The organism is Streptomyces sp. NPDC018693, assembly GCF_044391385.1.
In the GTDB taxonomy this organism is placed as follows: Bacteria; Actinomycetota; Actinomycetes; order Streptomycetales; family Streptomycetaceae; genus Streptomyces.
Genome location: NZ_JBIRZZ010000012.1, coordinates 110,146 through 131,763, shown reverse-complemented (window position 1 = coordinate 131,763; position 21,618 = coordinate 110,146). Strand labels below are relative to the sequence as shown.

General features: G+C 74.0%; 17 protein-coding genes. 9 read left to right on the top strand and 8 right to left on the bottom strand.

The features are described from left to right. Window positions 1-2 precede the first annotated feature (2 nt). From ACH5AC_RS28020 to ACH5AC_RS28005, 4 genes are all read left to right on the top strand, one after another. Window positions 3-2,408 (top strand): polysaccharide lyase 8 family protein, encoded by a 2,406-nt coding sequence (locus tag ACH5AC_RS28020; protein ID WP_398864954.1) that lies wholly within the window; start codon window positions 3-5, stop codon window positions 2,406-2,408. A gap of 2 nt (window positions 2,409-2,410) precedes the next feature. Continuing rightward, on the top strand, window positions 2,411-3,385 hold the full coding sequence (locus tag ACH5AC_RS28015; RefSeq protein WP_398864953.1) for an acetylxylan esterase: 975 nt from the start codon (window positions 2,411-2,413) through the stop codon (window positions 3,383-3,385). Between the two features lie 133 nt (window positions 3,386-3,518). Then, the gene (locus ACH5AC_RS28010) at window positions 3,519-4,682 is read left to right on the top strand and encodes an exonuclease SbcCD subunit D (RefSeq protein ID WP_398864952.1); all 1,164 of its coding nucleotides are present in this window, start codon (window positions 3,519-3,521) and stop codon (window positions 4,680-4,682) included. Continuing rightward, window positions 4,679-7,705 (top strand): AAA family ATPase, encoded by a 3,027-nt coding sequence (locus tag ACH5AC_RS28005; protein ID WP_398864951.1) that lies wholly within the window; start codon window positions 4,679-4,681, stop codon window positions 7,703-7,705. Before ACH5AC_RS28010 ends, ACH5AC_RS28005 begins: the two co-directional genes overlap by 4 nt. Here the strand turns inward: ACH5AC_RS28005 and ACH5AC_RS28000 are convergent. After that, on the bottom strand, window positions 7,666-8,112 hold the full coding sequence (locus ACH5AC_RS28000; RefSeq protein WP_398864950.1) for an Lrp/AsnC family transcriptional regulator: 447 nt from the start codon (window positions 8,110-8,112) through the stop codon (window positions 7,666-7,668). The two genes, ACH5AC_RS28005 and ACH5AC_RS28000, sit on opposite strands and share 40 nt — an antisense overlap. Window positions 8,113-8,206: 94 nt before the next feature. Between ACH5AC_RS28000 and ACH5AC_RS27995 the strand changes: the two genes are divergently transcribed. Beyond that, window positions 8,207-8,680, top strand: a complete 474-nt coding sequence (locus tag ACH5AC_RS27995) for a rhodanese-like domain-containing protein (protein ID WP_398864949.1) — start codon at window positions 8,207-8,209, stop codon at window positions 8,678-8,680. Window positions 8,681-8,682: 2 nt separating this feature from the next. On the opposite strand, the gene ACH5AC_RS27990 is transcribed toward ACH5AC_RS27995, so the two are convergent. The 3 genes from ACH5AC_RS27990 to ACH5AC_RS27980 form a co-directional block, all read right to left on the bottom strand. Next, the gene (locus ACH5AC_RS27990; RefSeq protein ID WP_398865049.1) at window positions 8,683-8,880 is read right to left on the bottom strand and encodes a hypothetical protein; all 198 of its coding nucleotides are present in this window, start codon (window positions 8,878-8,880) and stop codon (window positions 8,683-8,685) included. Between the two features lie 548 nt (window positions 8,881-9,428). After that, window positions 9,429-11,120 (bottom strand): DUF885 domain-containing protein, encoded by a 1,692-nt coding sequence (locus ACH5AC_RS27985; RefSeq protein ID WP_398864948.1) that lies wholly within the window; start codon window positions 11,118-11,120, stop codon window positions 9,429-9,431. 33 nt (window positions 11,121-11,153) lie between these two features. Next, complete coding sequence (locus ACH5AC_RS27980; protein WP_398864947.1) at window positions 11,154-11,645, bottom strand: Lrp/AsnC family transcriptional regulator; 492 nt, start codon at window positions 11,643-11,645, stop codon at window positions 11,154-11,156. A gap of 60 nt (window positions 11,646-11,705) precedes the next feature. Here ACH5AC_RS27980 and ACH5AC_RS27975 point away from each other — a divergent pair, with 60 nt between their 5' ends. Continuing rightward, window positions 11,706-12,911, top strand: a complete 1,206-nt coding sequence (locus ACH5AC_RS27975; RefSeq protein WP_398864946.1) for a trans-sulfuration enzyme family protein — start codon at window positions 11,706-11,708, stop codon at window positions 12,909-12,911. Window positions 12,912-12,980: 69 nt separating this feature from the next. Here ACH5AC_RS27975 and ACH5AC_RS27970 read toward each other — a convergent pair whose 3' ends face one another. From ACH5AC_RS27970 to ACH5AC_RS27960, 3 genes are all read right to left on the bottom strand, one after another. Beyond that, complete coding sequence (locus ACH5AC_RS27970; protein ID WP_398864945.1) at window positions 12,981-14,216, bottom strand: GNAT family N-acetyltransferase; 1,236 nt, start codon at window positions 14,214-14,216, stop codon at window positions 12,981-12,983. Window positions 14,217-14,385: 169 nt separating this feature from the next. Then, window positions 14,386-15,960 (bottom strand): alkaline phosphatase D family protein, encoded by a 1,575-nt coding sequence (locus tag ACH5AC_RS27965; RefSeq protein WP_398864944.1) that lies wholly within the window; start codon window positions 15,958-15,960, stop codon window positions 14,386-14,388. Between the two features lie 128 nt (window positions 15,961-16,088). Continuing rightward, window positions 16,089-17,540: a PLP-dependent aminotransferase family protein gene (locus tag ACH5AC_RS27960; protein ID WP_398864943.1), complete on the bottom strand. Its 1,452-nt coding sequence runs from the start codon at window positions 17,538-17,540 to the stop codon at window positions 16,089-16,091. 47 nt (window positions 17,541-17,587) lie between these two features. Here ACH5AC_RS27960 and ACH5AC_RS27955 point away from each other — a divergent pair, with 47 nt between their 5' ends. Continuing rightward, window positions 17,588-18,523, top strand: coding sequence for a DMT family transporter (locus ACH5AC_RS27955; protein WP_398864942.1), 936 nt, complete (start codon window positions 17,588-17,590; stop codon window positions 18,521-18,523). Between the two features lie 98 nt (window positions 18,524-18,621). Here ACH5AC_RS27955 and ACH5AC_RS27950 read toward each other — a convergent pair whose 3' ends face one another. Continuing rightward, complete coding sequence (locus tag ACH5AC_RS27950; protein ID WP_398864941.1) at window positions 18,622-19,452, bottom strand: alpha/beta fold hydrolase; 831 nt, start codon at window positions 19,450-19,452, stop codon at window positions 18,622-18,624. Window positions 19,453-19,631: 179 nt separating this feature from the next. Between ACH5AC_RS27950 and ACH5AC_RS27945 the strand changes: the two genes are divergently transcribed. Continuing rightward, complete coding sequence (locus ACH5AC_RS27945) at window positions 19,632-20,510, top strand: RNA polymerase sigma-70 factor (RefSeq protein WP_398864940.1); 879 nt, start codon at window positions 19,632-19,634, stop codon at window positions 20,508-20,510. 145 nt (window positions 20,511-20,655) lie between these two features. Beyond that, window positions 20,656-21,417 (top strand): GntR family transcriptional regulator, encoded by a 762-nt coding sequence (locus tag ACH5AC_RS27940; protein ID WP_398864939.1) that lies wholly within the window; start codon window positions 20,656-20,658, stop codon window positions 21,415-21,417. The last annotated feature ends 201 nt before the right edge of the window (window positions 21,418-21,618 follow it).

Here is a 21,618-nt window from a genome sequence, read left to right as displayed (position 1 = left end):
CCATGACACAGAACACCTCCTCATCCGGAACGACCAGACGCAGCGCCCTCCTCGGCGCCGCGGCCCTGGGAACGGCCGCCGCGCTGCCCGCCCTCGCCTCCGGCGCACCGGCCCACGCGGCCGAGGCCGGTGACGCCTCGGCACTGCGCGCCCGCTGGCACGAACTCCTCACCGGGGGCCCGGGGCTCGACCCCGACGATCCCCTGATCGCGGCCGCCGTCGACCGGGTCGGCCGCGCCGCGACCACCGCCGCGACCGGCCTCGACCCCACCAGGACCGACGGTCTGTGGCCCGACCTCAGCAACCCCGCCCTGTCCAACCACGTCTCCAGCCCCTTCCGGCGCATCGCCACGATCGCCACCGCCTGGGCCGTACCCGGCACACCCCAGTACGGGGACACGACGACCGCGGACCTGCTCCTCGCCGCCCTCGACTGGATGCTGGACAACCGCTACGGCCCCGCCCACCGCCGCTACGACAACGACTACGACTGGGAGATCGGCGCGGCACTGGCGCTCAACGACACCACCGTCCTGATGTACGACGTGCTCGGCGCGGACCGCATCGACCGGATCAACACGGCAGTACGGCACTACACCCCCGACCCCAACCGGTGGCGCGCGGACCGGCAGATCGTCACCGGAGCCAACCGCGTGTGGATCGGCACCGTCGTCGCCGTCAACGCGATCCTGCGGGACGACCTGGGCTTCCTGGCCGCGGTGCGCGACGCCCTGTCGGACACGGAGGGCGGCGGCGCCAACAGCGTGCTGGCGTTCAACGACCGCGCCGTGGGCACCGGTGAGGGCTTCTACTCCGACGGATCGTTCCTCCAGCACTACAAGCACCCGTACAACGGCGGCTACGGCAAGGAACTGCTGAACAACCTGTCCCGGCTGCTACGGCTGCTGGCCGGCACGCCGTGGACGGTCACCGACCCCGACCTCGACAACGTCCGCCGCTGGGTGACCGACGCCTTCGACCCGCTGATCGCCCGTGGCGATGTGATGGCCTCCGTGTGCGGCCGGGAGATCGCCCGGCCCAGCAAGCAGGGCCACGCCCCCGCACAGACCGTCATCGAGGCCGTGCTGCGGCTGATCCCCGGCTTCCCCGGGGAGACGGCCGACGAGTTCACCGCACTCGTCAAACAGTGGATCACCGAGGACACCTACCGCGACTTCCTCGCCGTCACCGACCTCGCCTCGCTCACCGCCGCGCGCAAGGTGCTCGCCTCGCCGGTCCCCGCGCGCGGCCGGCTGGTGGGCCACCGGCAGTACCCGCGGATGGACAAGGCCGTCCACCACCGGCCCTCCTTCGCCCTCGGCATCTCCGCGTACTCCACCCGCGTCTACAACTACGAGTCGATCCAGAACGAGAACCTGCACGGCTGGCACCTGTCCGACGGAATGCTGCTGCTGTACACCGACGACCTCGGCCACTACAGCGAGGACTACTGGCCGACCGTCGACCCGAAGCGGCTGCCCGGCACCACGGTGATGACGGGCCGTCCGGCCGACGCGGCAGGTCACCGCACCACCAGCACCGCCGACTGGGCGGGCGGCACCGCACTGCCCGGGACGACGCTCGGCGCGTACGGCATGGACCTGCGGGCGTACGGCAGTTCACTGCGCGCGCTGAAGAGCTGGTTCTGCCTGGACGACGTGATCGCCTGCGTCGGCTCCGGCATCAGCGCCGACGCGGGCACCGCCGAGACGATCGTGGAGAACCGCAAACTGCGTGACCCCGGCGCCACCCTCCTCGTCGACGGATCCCCCGCCCCCGACGGGCCGGGCTGGTCGGCGACGCTCGACAAGGTGCGCTGGCTGCACCTCGACGGCACCGGCGGCTACGTCTTTCCCCGGCCCGCGCGCGTCCGTGCCCTGCGCGAGGAGCGCACCGCGACCTGGCGCGAGATCAACCTCAAGTACGGCACCGACGCCCCCGTCACCCGCCCCTATCTCACGCTGTGGCACGACCACGGCCCGGCACCGGAGGGCGGCGGCTACTACTGGCTCCAGGCCCCCGCCGCCTCCGCCGCGCGCACCCGGTCGTGGTCCGAGGCCCCACCGCTGCGGCTCGTCGCCGACTCGACGTCCGTGCACGCGGTGCGGCGCTGCTCCGACGGTCTGCTCGCCGCCAACTTCTGGACAGCGGGCCGGGCCCAGGAACTCGCCTGCGACGGACCGGCCTCGGTGCTCGTACGGCCCGAGGGCAGGCTCGTGACCGTCGCCCTGTCCGACCCGACCCAGCTGCGTGAGCGCGTGGTCCTCGACCTCGACATGCCGGGGCTGAGGACCCTCACCGCCGACACCGGGGCGCGGGCCGGACGCATCCCCGGCGGCACCCGTATCACCGCCGACACCGCCGGCCTGCACGGCGCCACCCTCACCCTCACCCTCACCAGGAGCTGACCTTGCTGTTCGACATGCCGCTGGAACGCCTGCGGGAGTACCGGCCGGAGCCGGAGGAGCCCGGCGACTTCGACGCGTTCTGGGAGAAGACCCTCGACGCCGCCGCCCGACACCCGCTGGACGCGGAGCTCGTCCCCTACGACACGGGACTGGTCACGGTCGACGTGCTCGACGTGACGTTCAACGGCTGGGGTGGTCAGCCGGTGAAGGCGTGGCTGCTGCTGCCCCGGGGCCGCACCCGCCCCCTGCCCGCCGTCGTGCAGTACATCGGCTACAACGGCGGACGCGGCGTCCCGTACTCCTGGCTGACCTGGAGCGCGCTCGGCTACGCGCACCTGGTGATGGACAACCGCGGCCAGGGCGGCGGCGGCAAGAACACCGCCGACACACCCGACATCGCGCCCGACGGCCACGGCTCGTCCTCGCCCGGCTTCCTCACCCGGGGCATCGAGGACCCGTGCCGCCACTACTACCGGCGCCTGATCACGGACGCGGTACGCGCGGTCGACGCGGTCAGGGCCCACCCCGACATCGACCCCGCCCGCATCGCGGTGCTCGGCGGCAGCCAGGGCGGCGGCCTGGCCCTGGCCGTCGCCGGACTGCGGGACGACGTGGCGGCGGCCGTGGCGGACGTCCCGTTCCTGTGCCACTACCGGCGTGCCTCGCAGATCACCGACGCCGGGCCGTACGCGGAGATCGCCCGCTGGCTCTCGGGGCACCGCTTCGCCGTCGAGCGGGCGATGCAGACCCTGTCGTACTTCGACGGCGTCAACTTCGCGGCCCGCGCCACCTGCCCGGCCTGGTTCTCGGTGGGCCTGATGGACAAGGTCTGCCCGTCGTCGACCGTGTTCGCCGCGTACCACCGCTACGCGGGTGCCGCCTCCATCGAGGTGTTCCCGTACAACGGCCACGAGGGCGGCGCCGAACACGACCTGCCGCGCAAGCGCGCCGCACTCGCGGAAGCCCTCGGCGGCTGAGCCGGACACGAGGTGAGGGGTGGATCAGGGGACGGCATGCGTTAGCGTGGCGGGTGTTGACGGCGAGTTCCGTGCCGGTTCGTGCTGGTTGCAGAGGCGCAGTAGGGGTGAATGTGGACGTCGGGGCGATTTCATGAAATTGCTGCACACGTCCGACTGGCATCTCGGCCGCTCGTTCCACCGGGTCAACATGCTCGCGGCGCAGGCCGAGTTCATAGGCCACCTCGTCGCGACCGCGCGCGAGCGCCAGGTCGACGCGGTGGCCGTGTCGGGAGACGTGTACGACCGCGCGGTCCCGCCGCTCGCCGCGGTCGAACTGTTCGACGACGCCCTGCACCGCCTCGCCGCGCTGGGCGTGCCGACGGTGATGATCTCCGGGAACCACGACTCGGCGCGCCGCCTCGGCGTCGGCGCCGGGCTGATCGACCGCGCGGGCATCCATCTGCGCACCGAGCCGTCCGCCGCGGGCACCCCGGTCCTCCTGTCCGACGAGCACGGCGAGGTCGCCTTCTACGGCCTGCCCTACCTCGAACCCGCCCTGGTGCGCGACGAGTTCGGCGTCGAGAAGGCAGGCCATGAGGCGGTGCTCGCCGCCGCCATGGAGCGGGTCCGCGCCGACCTCGCCACGCGCGCGTCCGGCACCCGGTCCGTCGTCCTCGCCCACGCCTTCGTCACCGGCGGCCGGCCCAGCGACAGCGAACGGGACATCACGGTCGGCGGGGTGGCCGCCGTGCCCGCCGGAGTCTTCGACGGCGTCGACTATGTGGCGCTGGGCCATCTGCACGGCTGCCAGACCATCACCGACCGGGTGCGCTACTCCGGCTCCCCGCTGCCGTACTCCTTCTCGGAGGCCGACCACCGCAAGAGCATGTGGCTGGTCGACCTCGCCGCCGACGGCTCGCTCACCGCCGAGCGGATCGACTGCCCGGTGCCGCGCCCGCTGGCCCGGCTGCGCGGCACCCTTCAGGATCTGCTCGCCGACCCGGGCCTCGCCCGGCACGAGGAGTCCTGGGTCGAGGCGACCCTCACCGACGCCGTCCGCCCGGCCGACCCCATGGCCCGCCTCAGCGAGCGCTTCCCGCACACCCTGAGCCTCGTCTTCGCCCCCGAGCGCGCCCCGGACGACCCCGACGCCAGCTACGCGAGCCGCCTCGCCGGGCGCGACGACCAGCAGATCGCCGAGGACTTCGTCGCCCATGTGCGCGGCGCCGGACCCGACCCGCACGAACAGGGCATCCTGCGGGACGCCTTCGACGCGGTACGCGCCGACGACGCCGTGCGGGAGGTGGCCCGGTGAGGCTGCACCGGCTCGACCTCACCGCCTTCGGGCCGTTCGGCGGCTCCCTGTCCGTCGACTTCGACGAGCTGTCCGCCGCCGGACTGTTCCTGCTGCACGGCCCGACGGGCGCCGGCAAGACCTCCGTCCTCGACGCCGTGTGCTACGCGCTCTACGGCGCCGTCCCGGGCGCCCGCCAGAACGGCCAGGGCCTCACCCTGCGCAGCGACCACGCCGCCCCCGGCACCCGCACCGAGGTCACCCTCGACCTCACCGTCGCCGGCCGCCGCCTGGAGATCACCCGGCAGCCGCCCTGGGAGCGCCCCAAGAAGCGCGGAACCGGCACCACCACCGACAAGGCCCAGTCCTGGCTGCGCGAGTACGACCCCGCCGCCGGCGTCTGGAAGGACCTCAGCCGCTCCCACCAGGAGATCGGCGAGGAGATCACCCAGCTGCTCGGCGGGATGAGCCGCGAGCAGTTCTGCCAGGTGGTACTGCTGCCCCAGGGCGACTTCGCGCGCTTCCTGCGCGCCGACGCCGAGGCGCGCGGCCGACTGCTCGGCCGCCTGTTCGACACCCAGCGCTTCGCCGACGTCGAGAAGTGCCTCGCCGACCGCCGCCGCACCACCGAGGCGCAGGTGAAGGACGGCGACGCCGAGCTGCTGACCGACGCGGCCCGTATGCAGCAGGCCGCCGGTGACGCCATGGAGCTGCCCGACCTGGCGCCGGGCGAGCCCGGCCTGGCCGAGGCCGTCCTCACCGCGGCCGCCGTCGCCCGCTCCACCGCCCGCGAGCAGCTCACCATCGCCCACTGCGGCCGCCTCGCCGCCGAGTCCGCCCAGGCCGCCGCCGAGCGCACCCTGGACGACGTACGCGAAGTGGCGCGGCTGCAGCGGCGGTTCGCCGAGGCGCGGGAGCGGGCCGCGCTGCTCCAGGAGCGGGCGGGCGCCCACCGCGAGGCGCAGAAGCGGATGGAGCGGGCGCGCAAGGCGGAGGCGGTGGCGCCCGCCCTGGAACTGCGGGACGCCGCCGAGGCCGAGCACCGCACGGCCGCCGACAAGGAGGCCCGCGCGCGTGCCCTGCTGCCCGAGCGGTTCGCGGAGGCCGGAGCCGCCGGACTCGCCGCCGCCGCCCGGCGGGCCGCCGAGGAGCTGGGCGGGCTGGAGTCGGCCCGCCGCGCCGAGCAGCGGCTCACCGGACTCGCCACCGAGCGCGCCGACCTGGACCGCCAGGAGCGCGCCGACGCGGAGGACCTGGCCGACGCGGAGGGCTGGCTCGCCGGGTGGAAGGCGACCCGGGCCGGCCTCCAGGCCCGGATCGACACCGCCCAGGAGGCCGCGGCCCTGGCCGAGCGGCTGGCCGTCCGGCTTGAGCCCGCGCAGGCCCGCCTGAAGGCCGCCGAACAACGCGACCGGCTCACCGTCGACCTCGACGCCGCCCAGCGTCGGGCCCTCACCTCCGGCGAGCAGGCCGTCACCGCCCGCGCGCACTGGCTCGACCTCAAGGAACAGCGCCTCGACGGCATCGCCGCCGAACTGGCCGCCGGCCTTGCCGACGGAGCCCCCTGCGCCGTCTGCGGCGCCACCGAGCATCCCGCGCCCGCCCGCAAGGTCGCCGGGCACGTCGACCGCGAGGCCGAGGAAGCCGCCCTCGCCGCCTACCAGCAGGCCGAGGAGCGGCACGCCGAGGACGAACGACGCCTGGGCGTCGTACGGGCGGACCTGGCCGCCGCCACCACCGAGGCGGGCGACACTCCGACCGACCGCCTCGCCGCCGAGGCGGCCGACCTGGAGGAGCGGCACGCGCGCGCCCGCCGGGACGCCTCCGCGCTGCACCCCGCGCAGGAGGAACTGCGCCGTGCCGAGCAGGAGCACGAGCGCCGCACCGCGGTCCAGCGTGAGGCGTCGGTCCGGATCGCCTCCCGAGTCGGTCACCGAGAGCGGCTCGACCGGGAACGAGCCGCGCTCGAAGAGGAGTTGGCACAGGCCCGGGGCGCCCTGGACAGCGTCGCCGCGCGGGCCGCGCAGCTGGAGCGGCAGGCCGCGCTGCTCGCCGACGCCGCCGACGCCGCCCGCGCCGCCGAGGAGAGCGCCGAACGCCTCAAGGCCGCCGACGGACGCCTCGACGAGGCCGCTTTCCGGGCCGGCTTCGACACCCCGCGGGCCGCCGCCGAGGCCCTCCTCGACGACGCCGCCCACCGCGAGCTGCAACGCCGCCTGGACGCCTGGCAGACCGAGGAGGCCGCCGTACGGGCCGTCCTCGCCGAGGCCGACACCGCGGCCGCCGCCCAGCGCCCGCCCGCCGACGTCGCCGCCGCCGAGGAGGCCGCGCAGGCCGCCGCCGAACGGCTGCGCCGGGCCGCGTCCGCCGAGGACGCCGTCGCCCGCCGCTGTACTGAGCTCGACCGGCTGTCCGCGCGCGCGGCCGACGGCGCACGACGCCTGGCCCCGCTCCGGGAGGAGTACGGCCGGGTGGCCCGCCTCGCCGGCCTCACCGCGGGCACCTCCGCCGACAACGGGCGCAGGATGCGCCTGGAGTCGTATGTGCTGGCCGCCCGCCTGGAACAGGTGGCCGCCGCCGCGTCCGTCCGCCTGCAGCGCATGTCCTCGGGCCGCTACACCCTCGTCCACTCCGACGACCGCACCGGACGCGGCCGCAGCGGCCTCGGCCTGCACGTCGTCGACGCCTGGACCGGTCGGGAGCGGGACACCGCCACCCTCTCCGGCGGCGAGACCTTCTTCGCGTCACTCGCCCTCGCACTGGGCCTCGCCGATGTCGTCACCGACGAGGCGGGCGGAGTGCGGCTGGACACGCTCTTCATCGACGAGGGGTTCGGCAGCCTCGACGACCAGACACTGGACGAGGTCCTCGACGTCCTCGACTCGCTGCGCGAACGCGACCGCAGCGTCGGCATCGTCAGCCACGTCGCCGACCTGCGGCGGCGCATCCACGCCCAGCTGGAGGTGGTGAAGGGCAGATCCGGGTCGGTGGTGCGCCGGCGCGGTCACCGGCCGAGCGGGCGCCGGGGCAGCGGCGAGGAGTAGACGACGCTGGTGGTGACCGAGCCCAGCGTGCCGATCTTCCCCGACACCTCCTCCAGATGACGCATCGAGCGGGCGGCGACCTTGATCACGAAGCAGTCGTCGCCCGTGACGTGATGCGCCTCCAGGATCTCCGGCGTGACGGCGACCAGGTCGTGGAAGGGCTTGTAGTTGCCGTTCGGGTAGCGCAGCCGTACGAACGCCAGGATCGGCAGCCCGAGCCGCTCGGGGTCCACGACGGCGGCGTACCCCTGGATGACACCGGCCTCCTCCAGCCGCCGCACCCGCTCGGTCACGGCGCTCGCGGACATCGACACGGCCCGCGCCAGCTCGGCGTAGCTGGCCCGGCCCTCCCGTTGCAGGACGTCGAGGATGCGCCAGTCGGTGGCGTCCGGGGAATACGTGGTCATGGCCGAGGAATAGCAGGGGAATCCCCGGAGGATCAAGAGGAGTGCCGGGGATTCTCACTTCAGGGAGCTGATCAGCGACCGTAGATTTCCCACCATGACGACTTCCGTGAACCCCGTCCTGCGCACCGCCCCCGCCGCCCCGGCCGAGGCCGCCGCCCACTTCCGGGCGAGCCTCGCCTTCCACGCCGACGTCTCCGACGTGGCCGCCGCCCTCGCAGCCGACGGCAACCCCGGCTTCGTCGTCCTCGACTCCCGCTCCACCGCGTCCTGGGACCAGGGCCACCTCCCCGGCGCGATCCACCTACCCACCGCCCTCATCCGCGACCAGGCCGAGCACCTCCTCGACAAGTCGGTCCCCGTCGTCACCTACTGCTGGGGCCCCGGCTGCAACGGCGCCACCCGCGCCGCCCTCGCCCTCGCCGAACTCGGCTACCAGGTCAAGGAAATGCTGGGCGGCTTCGAGTACTGGGTCCGCGAGGGCTTCGCCCACGAGACCTGGGAAGGCCGCGCCCAGAAGCCGGCCGACCCGCTGACGGCACCGGTGGACGCGGCGGACTGCGGCTGCTGACGTCAGCCGCGCACCACCTCGGGCACCGGCCGCAGAAGCACCCGGTCAGCCTCCGGAAACTCGCCCTCGGGACGGGCCGCGCGCAGCACCACCTCCAGCGCCGCGTCCGCGTCGCAGGCGTAATGACCGCCGGCCCAGGCGGCGTTGGCCTCCACCACCGCCCACCCGGCGCCCTCGACCAGCCCGACGTCCACGACGATCGCGCTCGGCAGCCCCGTCCCGGCCAGCCGTGCGCCGAACGCCAGGACCTCGGCGTGGCGCGGGTCCTCGGCCGGCGGAGCGACGTCGAGGCCGCCCCGGGCAGCCCGCTGCCGTCGGGGTAGACGCGCGCGGGGAAGCTCTTGTCGTTGGGCGGCTTCAGGGACGCGGGCCGGCGCAGCCTGCGTGCCCGCTCGATCGTGGTGAACTCGACCTCCCGCAGGGTCAGTTCACGTGGCAGCCGGGCCAGCCAGTCCTCCGGCGCCTCCAGCAGCCCGACGCCCAGCTCCCGCGCGACGGCGTCCGCGCACAGCGGACCGGCGTACAGACAGGCGCCCGCGCCCCGCCGCCACTCCTCGGGCACCCGCCACTACCGCAGCGTCTCCACACGCAGCCCGTGCCGCCGCGCCGCGTCCGCGAGGGCGTGGCCGGTGGCGGTGACGCGCGGGGACAGGAAGAGGGTGCGTGGCGTGGTCATGGGACAGGAGAGTGACGTACCGGGGCCGGGAGGAACAGCGAATTTCGCGGGGGCCCGGCCCCGTACGGTCCCTCAGAGCCGGGCCAGCTCGTCCACCAGGTCGTCCAGGCCCAGCGAACCCTGTGACAGGGCCGCCATGTGCCACGCCTTCAGGTCGAAGGCGTCGCCGTGACGCTCGCGGGCCTTCTCGCGGCCGAGGAGCCAGGCGCGTTCGCCGAGCTTGTAGCCGATGGCCTGGCCGGGGATGGTCAGGTAGCGGGTCAGCTCGCTGACGACGAAGTCCGCGGGGCGGCTGCTGTGCGAGCCGAAGAACTCCTCGGCCAGCTCGGGCGTCCAGCGCTCGCCCGGGTGGAAGGGGGAGTCCGCCGGGATCTTGAGGCCCAGGTGCATGCCGATGTCGATGATGACGCGCACGGCCCGCATCATCTGCGCGTCCAGATAGCCGAGCCGCTCCTCGGGGTCCCTGAGGAAGCCCAGCTCGTCCATCAGCCGCTCCGCGTACAGCGCCCAGCCCTCCGCGTTGGCGCTGACCATGCCGATCGACGCCTGGTAGCGGGAGAGGTCCCCGGCGACATGCACCCACTGCGCGAGCTGGAGGTGATGGCCGGGCACCCCCTCGTGGTACCAGGTCGAGGTCAGGTCGTAGACCGGGAAGCGGGTCTCGCCCATCGTCGGCAGCCAGGTGCGGCCCGGCCGTGAGAAGTCCTCAGACGGCGGCGTGTAGTAGGGCGCCGCCGCGCTGCCGGGCGGCGCGATCCTCGACTCCACCTTCCGCACCCGCTCGGCGAGTTCGAAGTGCGTCCCGTCGAGCTTCTCGATCGCCTCGTCCATCAGGCCCTGGAGCCACGCCCGGACCTCGTCGACGCCCTCGATGTGCCGCCCGTGCGCGTCGAGGTGCGCCAGCGCCACCCACGGCGTCGCGGCGCCCGGCAGGATCTTCTCGGCCTCCTTCTTCATCTCGCCGAGCAGCCGGTGGTACTCGGCCCAGCCGTACGCGTACGCCTCGTCCAGGTCGAGATCCGTGCCGTTGTAGTAGCGGGCGAACCGGGCGTACCGCTCGCGGCCCACGGTCTGCGGCGCGCCCTCGATCGCCGGCGCGTACACGTCGCGCATCCAGTCCCGCAGCTCCAGGACCGCCACGGTCGCAGCCCTGGCCGCCTCGTCCAGCTCCCCGCGCAGCGCGTCCGGACCGGCGGACGCGAAGTCCTCGAACCAGCCGCGCCCCGAGCCGTCCGTGTCCGACCACTCGGTGAGCTGTCCGACGAAGGTCTCCGTCGGCCGCGGCGCCGCGTACAGCTTGCGCTCCAGGCCGAGCGCAAGGGACTCCCGGTACCCCGCCAGGGCGGCCGGCACCGCGCGCAGCCGCTCCGCGATGGCCGCCCAGTCCTCCTCGGTCTGCGCCGGCGTCACGGTGAACACCTCACGCACCTGCTGCGCCGGCGTCCCCAGGTTGCCGACCGTCCGCAGACCCTCGTCGGCCTCGTGCACCGCGAGTTCGGCGGTGAGCCGTTCGCGCAGCAGACGCGCGCACCGGCGCTCGATGTCACGCTCCGCGCCGGGCCGGCGCTCCGCCTCGTCGAGCCGGGCCAGGGTGTCCCGCGCCAGTCGCGCGAGCGCCTCCTGACCGGCCGGCGAGAGGTCGGGCAGACGGCTGGAGCTCTCCTTCACTCCGAGGTAGGTGCCGGTGACCGGGTCAAGGGCGACGAGCTCGTCGACGTAGGCGTCGGCGACCTCGCGGGGCAGCGGGCTGTTGGTCTGTGACATGCGCACCATCCTCGTACGAGGACGCGCCGCCCGTCACTGAGATTGTGCTGAGGGCGTAGGCGGCAGCAGCGGCCCGCAGTCCCAGCGCTGGAAGATCAGCCGGGTCTCGACCCGCGCCACCTCCCGCCGGGCCGTGAACTCGTCGAGGACCAGCCGCTGCAGATCCGCCATGTCCGCGACCGCCACATGCACCAGATAGTCGTCCGGACCGGTCAGATGGAACACCGTCAGCGCCTCCGGCAGCGCCCGCACCCGCTCCACGAACGGCCCCACCAGCTCCCGCCGGTGCGGCCGGACCTGCACCATCAGCAGCGCCTGCAACCCGCGCCCGAGCTTGGCCGGATCCAGCCGCAGCTGATGCCCGAGGATCACCCCCGACCGCCGCAGCCGGGTCACCCGGTCCAGACAGGTCGACGGCGCGACCCCCACCTGCGCGGCGAGATCGCGGTACGTCGTCCGGGCGTCGTTCTGCAGCAGCCGCAGCAGCTGTAGATCCACCGGGTCCAGTACGACAGATTCGGCCATGGCCCGAACGTAGCACGGGAAATCTCCCTCGGACCCCGGTCACTGTTCACTCTTCCGCCCATGGACACCGCGAGCATGCCCGCGTACGACGACGTACGCCGCCCCGCATCGAGTGCACCCCGGGCACTGGCCACCGAGGCCGTGCACGCCGGACGCGACGACCTGGCCCGCCAGGGCCTGCACGCCCCGCCCATCGACCTGTCCACCACCTACCCCTCCTACGACAGCCGCGCCGAGGCCGCCCGCATCGACGCCTTCGCCACCACCGGCGCCGACCCCGACGGCCCGCCCGTCTACGGCCGGCTCGGCAACCCCACCGTCGCCCGGTTCGAGACCGCGCTGGCCCGGCTGGAGGGCACGGAGAGCGCGGTCGCCCTCGCCAGCGGCATGGCCGCCCTCAGCGCGGTCCTCCTCGCCCGCGCCGCCACGGGCCTGCGGCACGTGGTAGCCGTACGGCCCCTGTACGGCTGCAGCGACCACCTCCTCACCGCCGGACTCCTCGGCACGGAGGTGACCTGGACCGACCCGGCCGGCATCGCCGACGCCCTGCGCCCCGACACCGGCCTCGTCATGGTCGAGTCACCGGCCAACCCCACCCTCGCCGAGGTCGACCTGCGCGCCGTCGCCCACGCCTGCGGCAGCGTGCCCCTCCTGGTCGACAACACCTTCGCCACCCCGGTCCTGCAGCGCCCCGCCGAGTCGGGCGCCCGGCTGGTCCTGCACAGCGCCACCAAGTACCTCGGCGGCCACGGTGACGTCCTCGCGGGTGTGGTGGCCTGTGACGAGGAATTCGCCGGACAGCTGAGACAGATACGTTTCGCCACCGGCGGAGTCCTGCACCCCCTCGCCGGCTACCTCCTGCTCCGCGGCCTCTCCACCCTTCCGGTACGAGTCCGCGCGGCCTCGACGACCGCCGCCGAACTCGCCCACCGCCTCGCCGCCGACCCGCGGATCGCCCGCGTCCACTACCCGGGCATCGGCGGCGCGATGGTCGCCTTCGAGGTCCATGGCGACCCACACGAGGTCATCGCCGGTGTTCGGCTGATCACCCCGGCGGTCAGCCTGGGCAGCGTCGACACGCTCATCCAGCACCCGGCGTCGATCAGCCACCGCATCGTGGACGCGGAGGACCGGCGGGGGGCCGGCGTGAGCGACAAGCTGCTCCGCATGTCGGTGGGTCTGGAGGACGTGGATGATCTGTGGACCGACCTGGACTCCGCGCTAGGGGCGAGTGTGCCGATCGAAAGGGGCGCGGGGCTGTATTAATCTGCGGCTCCGCCGCGTGGGCGCGACAAGCCACCACGAGCCCGCACCCGCAATCCGCCCCCATAACCCCTACGGCGCTTCGGCCCTCCCCAACTCACCGGCACGCATGACCAGCGGGGCATCCAGCCGGGCCGTGATCACCAGCGTCCCCTCCTCGACCTGATAATCGAGCGGCAGCCCAAGCCCCCGCATCGCCGCCACCATCCCGGTGTTGGACGACTGCGTCACCGCGTACACGCTCTCGCACCCCGCCTCGACGGCCATCGCCACCAGCCGGCGCAACAACTCCCCACCGACCCCGCGCCGCTGCCACTGGTCCTCGACCAGCAACGCGACCTCCGTCTCGTCGCCGTCCCAGAGGAGGTGACCGAGCCCGACGATACGGCCGGAGGTGCTCTGCACGGCCAGCGTGCGCCCGAAGCGGGGGCTGAGCAGATGGTTGAGATACCGGTCCGCGTCCCCGACCGGCCCGTGGTACCGCATGCTCAGCGTCCGCGAGGAGCACCGCTCGTGCATGGCCTTCGCGGCCTCCAGATCGCCGGTGTCAGCACGCCGCACGGCGATGTCGTTGCCCTCGGGCAGCGTCAGCACGTCCTGGCCGCGAGGGACCCGCGGGCCCAGTCGGGCGTCCAGTTCGGCCAGGGCCCGCGCCCGCGCGAACTCGGTCGGGGTGAACGGCAGATACGGCCGCTCCACGGTGATCGCTCCACCGTCCGGCGCCCGCAGGCGCAGCACCGTCTCCTCCAGCGCACCCTCCAGGGGCACGGCGTCCGTGCCCCGCGCACCGGCCGGCAGGGACCGGATCGTGCACCGGCCAAGCAACTGCCGCAGCGCGAGGGGGAGTTCCGCCGCGTCCAGGGCGGTGCGGGTGGCGAGGCCGAGGACCCGGGTCGGCGCGTCGACCAGGTCGTGCGCGTCGGCCCGCTCGATCCAGGTGCCCGAGCCGCCCGCCCCTGCCACGGCCCGGCTGATCTCGGCGCAGGGGAGGTCGCCGGGGGCGCGCAGCAGGAACTCGTCGACGGTGTCCGCGCCCAGCGGGTGGGTCTGGAGGCTGAGGATGTCGACGCGCTGCCCGGCGAGCGCCGTGCACAGGGCGGCCAGGGCGCCCGGCTCGTCCTTCACCGTCGTCCGCATCCGCCACAGGGTGCTCGCACCGGGGACTCCCTCGGGCAGCGCGGGCGGCCCGTCGCCGGTATCGCTCACGGGCGGTGCGTGGCCGTGGCGACGTGACCGCCATGTGTGGAACCCGGTGAGGAGGGAGGCGAGCTTGGTCGGCGTCTTCCGGTTCACGTGAGCACTGTTCATGCGACCACTGTGAAGGAAGGGTGTTGCGTGATCACGAACGCATTGTGACTGATGGGTAAAAGATGGTTTTGTCTGCTTTGCAACAAGTGGCCGCCCGGACAAGGGGAATACCGCGCACCGGGGGATGACGCCGGTGCGCGGCACACGCCGAGCCTACGGGACCCGGGTCCTACTGCCCCACCAGCCCGGGCCGGAGCACCTGGGTGAACAGCACCGTGCCGTCCTGCTCACGCAGACGGACCGTCAGCTCGCCGCTGTCACCGTCGATGTCGACCTCGCCGAAGAACTGGTGACCGCCGGCGGGGGAGACGTTGGCGGTCGTCGGCGCCTTGACGAACACCCGCTCCGGACCGAACGTACCGTCCAGGGCGTTCGCCGGGAACCCGCCCGCGTTGAGCGGCCCGGACACGAACTCCCAGAACGGCTCGAAGTCGGTGAAGGCCGCCCGGGAGGGCTGGTAGTGCTGCGCCGAGGTGTAGTGGACGTCGGCGGTCAGCCACACCGTGCCGGTGATCCGGCGGTGCTTGACGAACCGCAGCAGCTCGGCGATCTGCAGCTCCCGCCCCAGCGGCGCACCCGGGTCGCCCTGCGCCACGGCCTCGATGTTCGCGTGGCCGTCCGTGCCGTCCGGCACCACCAGGCCCAGCGGCATGTCGGCGGCGATCACCTTCCACACCGCCCGCGAGCGGGCCAGTTCCCGCTTGAGCCACGCCAGTTGTTCGGCGCCGAGAATGCCCTGCGGGTCGGTGGTCTGGTCGCCCGGCGAGTTGGCGTTGCGGTGGGTGCGCATGTCCAGCACGAACACATCCAGCAGCGGCCCGTGGTGCACCACCCGGTACACCCGGCCGTCGGGGCGGCGCAGGGTCGAGATCGGGAAGTACTCCGAGAACGCCCGCCGGGCCCGCGCGGCCAGCACGTCGACGTTCTTCTCCGTGTAGCGGGCGTCGCCGAGGATCTCCCCGGGGAACCAGTTGTTGGTCACCTCGTGGTCGTCCCACTGGATGATCGAGGGGACCTGGGCGTTGAACCGCCGGAGGTTCTCGTCGAGCAGGTTGTAGCGGAAGTTGCCGCGGAACTCGGCCAGGGTCTCGGCGACCTTCGACTTCTCCTCGGTGGTGACATTCCGCCAGACGCGGCCGTCGGGCAGGGTGACGGACGGTGAGATCGGACCGTCGGCATAGACGGTGTCGCCGCTGCACAGGAAGAAGTCCGGGTCCAGCGCGGCCATCGCGTCGTAGATCCGGTAGCCGCCGAGCTCGGGGTTGATGCCCCAGCCCTGCCCGGCCAGGTCGCCGGACCACACGAACCGCACCCCGTCGCGCCGCCGCGCCGACGCCGTACGGAAGGTGCCGGTGACCGGCTCGCCGGTGCGGCGCGGGTCGTCCGGGTCGGCGAGCACCACCCGGTAGTGGATCTGCTCGCCCGCCGGCAGCCCGTGCAGCCGGGTGGTACCGGTGAAGTCCGTGTCCGGGCCGAGCAGCGGCCCGTACCAGCGCCGCGCGCCCCGGAACGACTCGGTCGCCGACGTCTCGACGACCATCCGGGCCGGCCGGTCGGAGCGCACCCACACCAGCCCCGAGTGCGCGCTCACATCCCCGGTCTGCACGCCCCACGCCGCCCCGGGCCGCCCGGACCGGGCGAAGGCGGGCGCCGCGCCGGCGGCGACGGGCAGGGTCAGGGCCGCGGACGCGGCCAGCGAGCCGCGCAGGACGCTGCGGCGCCCCGGAAACGGACGATCGGACATAAGGGGGCCTCCTGGTACGGGATCCGGCCGATGTGACCGATGTGCAGTGCCACAACTACTGGGGCGCCGCAGCGCGCACGGAAACCACGAGTGAACAACTCACCCCGAGGAAGGAGGCGACGACAGCCTCAGGGCGCCGTGGCCTCCGCCATCAGGCGTACGCCGTCCCGGATCCGGGACGCGGACAGATGCGCGTACCCCAGGACGAGCCGCACGCGCGCGTGGCCGGAATCGTCAGGTGTCTCCGCCGTACGTGCGTGCACGTAGTCGGCCAGCGTCCGCACCGCCACCCCCGCCGCCCCCGCCCGTTCGGCGAAGTCCTCCGCGGGTCCGTACCGTTCCGGCAGCGCGGCGATGACATGCAGCCCGGCCGCGATCCCGGTCATCTCGGAGCCGGGGAAGTGCTCCCGCAGCGCCGCCACGAGCACATCGCGCCGCTCCCGGTACGCGCGCTGGCACCGGCGCAGCTGACGGTCGTAGTCGCCCTGCTCCAGGAAGTGCGCGAACAGCGCCTGGTCGAGGGCGGGATGACCGAGGTCCATGGTCCGCTTGCGCTCGACGACCGCCTCCGCCAGCGTCTCCGGCACCAGCAGCCAGCCCAGCCGCAGCCCCGGCGCCAGCGACTTGCTCACCGACCCGGCGTACGCCACCCGCTCCGGATCCAGGCCCTGGAGGGCACCCACGGGCGCGCGGTCGTAGCGGAAGTCCCCGTCGTAGTCGTCCTCCAGGACGAAGCCGTCCACCGACCGCGCCCACTCCAGCAGCCGGGTCCGCCGGCGCGCCGAGTACGCGAGGCCGGTGGGGAACTGGTGGGCGGGCGTCGCCACCACGGCCCGTACACCCGACGCCGCCAGCGCACCCAGGGCCAGTCCCTCGTCGTCCAGGGGTACGGGTACGGCGGTGACGCCGGCCGCCGCGTACAGGTCGCTGTGCTGCGGGCTGCCCGGGTCCTCCACCCCGACGGTGCGCACCCCGCGCGCGTGCAGCGCCCACCCGAGCAGGGTCGTCGCCTGCGCCACGCCGGAGACGACCACGATCCGCTCGGGGTCGGCGACCACGCCCCGGCGGCGGGCGAGGAGTTCGGCCAGCGCGGTGCGCAGCCGGGGCAGCCCGCGCGGGTCGGGATAGCCGAGGTCGTGGTGCGGCAGCTCCGCCAGCACGGCACGCTGCGCGGCGGCCCAGGCCGCGCGCGGGAACAGCGACAGGTCCGGGGTCCCGGGGACGAAGTCGGCGCGCGCGCCGGGGGAGCGGGGCGCGAGGTCACGCGCGCGGGGCCGGGCCGCCCGCACGGCACCGCCCACCCAGGTACCGGCACCCCGGCCGCTGCGCAGATAGCCCTCCGCCGTCAGCTGCTCGTACGCCTCCGTGACCAGCCCGCGTGAGACACCCAGGTCGGCCGCGAGATCCCGGCTCGACGGCAGCCGGGTCCCCGGTACCAGCCGTCCCGACCGCACCGCCTCCCGCAGCGCCGCCTGCAACGCCCGTCCACGCGCGCGTGGACGCGCGGAGACGGCCGGCAACAGCACCTCCCACGCCGTGGACGCGGCGGGCTCCTCCGGATTGGTCCGCGATGACGTCATGGAAGTGGACCTTAAACCGGACCGATCCGCCTCCTAGCGTCACCCTCATGAACGCCAGCACCTCGCGCGGGGCGCTTCTCGCCGCGCTCGCCTGCGTCCTCGTCGGCGCGTCCTTCACCGCCAACAGCGTCCTGGGCGCCTACCCGTACGCGGGCGGCCAGGCCCTGCGCTACGGACTCGCCTGTCTGCTCCTGATCCCGCTGGCCCGCGCCGGCGCCAAGGCCCGTCTGCGCGCCCTCACCCGGCGTCAGTGGCTGCGCCTGGCGCTGCTCGCCGCCGTCGGCATGGTCGGCTTCAACCTCGCGGTCCTCGCCGCCGAACGCACCGCCGAACCGGCCGTGCCCGGCGTCCTGGTCGGCTGCGCACCGGTCGTGGTGGCCGTCCTCGTGCCCCTCCTGGAGGGGCGCCGGCCCCGCCGTACCGTCCTGTACGGGGCGTCGCTGGTCGCCCTCGGCGCCTTCACCGTGCAGGGCTGGGGCCGTACGGACGCCATGGGCCTCGTCTGGTCCGGGTGCGCGCTGGCCGGTGAAGTGGGGTTCGCGGTGCTCGCGGTGCCGGTGCTGCGGCCGCTGGGCCCGCGGCTGCTGTCCGCCGTGGTGTGCGGGATCGCGGCGGCCGAGTCGGCTGTGGCCGGGCTGCTGCTGGACGGCGGCGGGTGGCTGCGCCGGCCGGACACCGTCGAGGCCGCCGCCCTGCTGTGGCAGGCGGTCGTCGTCACCGTCGTCGGCTTCGTGTGCTGGTACATGGCCATGCAGCGCATCGGCGCGGAACGCGCCACCCTCTTCTCCGGCCTCATCCCCGTCGCGGCCGCCTGCACCGCCCCGCTCGTCGACACGGGCTCCTACGGCCCCGCCCAGGCGGTGGGCAGCGCCCTGGTGGGCGCGGGAGTCGCCCTGGGCTCGGGGGCACTGCGCCGCACCCCACCCGACCTCGTGCGAGGGGACGCGCGCGTGCCGGTGCCGTCGGGCGGGCGGCGTCGCTGAGCCCGGGACGTGCCGAGAGCCGCGGGGCGCGGCCCGTTCACCGCGCGCGTGGGTCGTCGTGGACGTCGGCCCGGCCCGTTCGCGAGGTGACGGACGGCTCACCGGCTCCCGTCGAGGATCACCCGCGCCACCAGCGCCGGGTCGTCGTTCATCGGGACGTGGCCGCAGCCCGGCAGGCGGACGAGGCGGGCGTGCGGGATGATCCGCTTGGCGCGGACACCCTGACGGGGGACCAGGAGTATGTCGCGGGCGCCCCAGGCGACGGTGACCGGCAGGTCCGCGAGGGGGTCCGTGAACCGTACGGTGGTACCCGCCCGCAGGGTCGCGTCGAAGCCGGTGGCCCCCGCCAGGGCGAGTGTCTCGGCGACCACCGCCTCGGGCGCGCGGCGCGCGGGCCGGGCGTAGATGGTGCTCGTCAGGGCCGTTCGGCCGGCCGCCGAGCGGGCGAGGCGCTCGACGAGCGGGAGCGGCAGCCGCCGGGAGATCCGCCGCATCGCAAGCAGCACGCCGAAGGCGTAGCGGCGCTCGGCCGGCGACCAGAACCCGGCGGGCGACAGCGCCGTGACAGACCGTACGAGCCGCGACCGGCCCAGCTCCAGGGCCAGCAGCCCACCCAGCGAGTTGCCCGCCACATGCGGCCGGTCCAGCTCCAGCGCCTCGCACAGGGCGCCGAGCACCGCGCTCGTCGTGGACAGGTCGTGGGCCAGCGGGCCCGGCAGGGACGGGGACGCGCCGAACCCGGGCAGGTCCACGGCGATCACCTCCCGCTCGGCGGCCAGGATGTCCACCACCGGGTCCCACGCCTGCCGGTGGTGACCGATGCCGTGCAGCAGGAGCAGCGGTTCGCCGCTGCCCACGCGCGCGTACGACACGGTCACCGGTTGCGGACCGTGCGCGGAGGGGACCTTGAAGGAGACGGTGGCGGACATGGGGTGCTCCTCGTCTGGGACGGGCGGCGGCTGCCGTGAGACAGCTTGTCAGCTGTTGCTACCCACCGGTAGCCCCTTGTCCGGACTTCGCCCCTGGGCCTCCTGCCGGCCCCAACTCGCCCTGCGTGGACGCCTGGAAACGCCTGGACACACCGGGCCAGGTCCGCTGGGATGGCGGGGTGAGAGCAGACACCGTGACCGACGTCTTCGAAGAGCACCGTTCCCTCCTCATGGGCGTCGCCTACCGCATGCTCGGGCGGGTCGCCGACGCCGAGGACGTGGTCCAGGACGCCTGGCTGCGCTGGTCCGGCGCGGACCGCGCCGACGTACGGGAGCCGCGCGCGTACCTCGTCCAGGTCACCACCCGCCTCGCCATCGACCGGCTGCGCGGGATCAAGAAGCGCAACGAGGCGTACACCGGCCCGTGGCTGCCCGAGCCGTACGTCACGGACCTCGCCTCCGTGCCCGACACCGCCGAACGCGCCGTGCTCGCCGACACCGTCTCCCTCGCCGTGCTCGTCGTCCTGGAGTCACTGTCGCCGCTGGAGCGCGCGGTGTTCGTGCTGCGTGAGGCGTTCGGCTACCCCTACGCCGACATCGCCGCCGCGCTGGACCGCACCGAGCCCGCCGTACGGCAGCTGGCCGGGCGGGCCCGGCGGCACGTGGACGAGCGGCGGCCGCGCTACGACGTCGATCCCGCCGAGCGCCGTGAACTCACCGAGCGGTTCCTGGCCGCGGCGGTCGACGGCGACCTGGAGGGCCTGATGGCGCTGCTCACCCCGGACGCCAGGCTCGTCGGCGACAGCGGCGGCAAGGCCAAGGCGCCGCTGCGGGTCCTGGAGAGCGCCGAGAAGGTCGGCCGCTTCCTCGGCGGCGTGGCCGAAAAGGGCATCCCCGACATGTCGTTGCGCTTGCTGGAACTCAACGGTGGCATCGCCGCGCTCATCCTGTCCGGGGGGAAGCCGGACAGCGTCCTCCAACTGGACGTGGCGGACGGCCGCGTCCAGTCCGTGTACGTCATCCGCAACCCTGACAAGCTGCGCGCTCTCGCTCTCTAGGCCCTTCCGGTACCGGTTCCCGGCCCCCGGCACATTGGTATTGACCAGTGGTGGGGGCCGCCCTATGGTCGCAGACAAGTGCAACAACCTTTAATAAACAAGGGCGCGAAAACGCCGCCGGGCCACGGCGATTGCGGAGGACAGGGTGGGGACCACGCAACTGGAATCGGTGCCGGAACCGAAGTACTGGCACCTCAAAACCGTGCTCAGCGAAGCACTCGACACCGAGTTCTCGGTGGGCGAGATCCTGCCGAACGAACGTGACCTGGCCGCCCGCTTCGGCGTCGCCCGGGCCACACTCCGTCAGGCGCTGGAACAGCTCGAACTGGAGGGCCGGCTGCAGCGCCGCCGCGGCGTCGGCACCACCGTCGCCCCGCCGCGCGTCGGCGTCGCGGTCGCCACCGCCGGGCAGGCGTGGCCGGGCGCGGCCGACGACGGCTGGCAGCCCGTCGACTGCACGCTCACGGTCCCGCCCGCCGCCGTCGCGGACGCCCTGGTCATCGGGCAGGGCGCGCCCGTGCACACCGTGCGCCGCTCCCGGGTCTCGCACGGCCAGCCCGTCGCCGCCGAACTGCTCTACGTCCCGGGCTCCTCGGTACCCGACCTGACCGCCATCGACGCCCCGTCAGGCAGCGCACGCGCCCGCGTGGTGCTGCGGGAGCTGGAGCGTCTGCGCCTGGAAGGACAGGACCGCTCGGTGGAGCTGGGCTCGGCCCGGGCGGACGACGCCAAGGAACTCGACCGGCTGCCGGGCGCCCCCGTCCTGGTGGTCACCACACGCTTCGTCGCCGAGGGCCGTACCGCCGCCCTGTCCGTCGCCACGTACCGCGCTGACACGTGTCGACTCACGTTCGGCGACTCCGGCGGAGTGGAGATCCACCACGGTCCGGAACGCCAGGCTTCCTGACCCGCCGGGCCACCCGAGCGGCAGACCCACCTGAACGGTCTGCGGCCCCGAGCTCAGCACCCGCGCCCCGGAACCCGTCCGGGGCGCGACGCGTTTTCCCCGGCGGCCCGGTGGCCCGGTGGCCCGGTGGCCCGGTGGCCCGGTGGCCCGGTGGCCCGGTGGCCCGGTGGCCCGGTGGCCCGGTGGCCCGGTGGCCCGGTG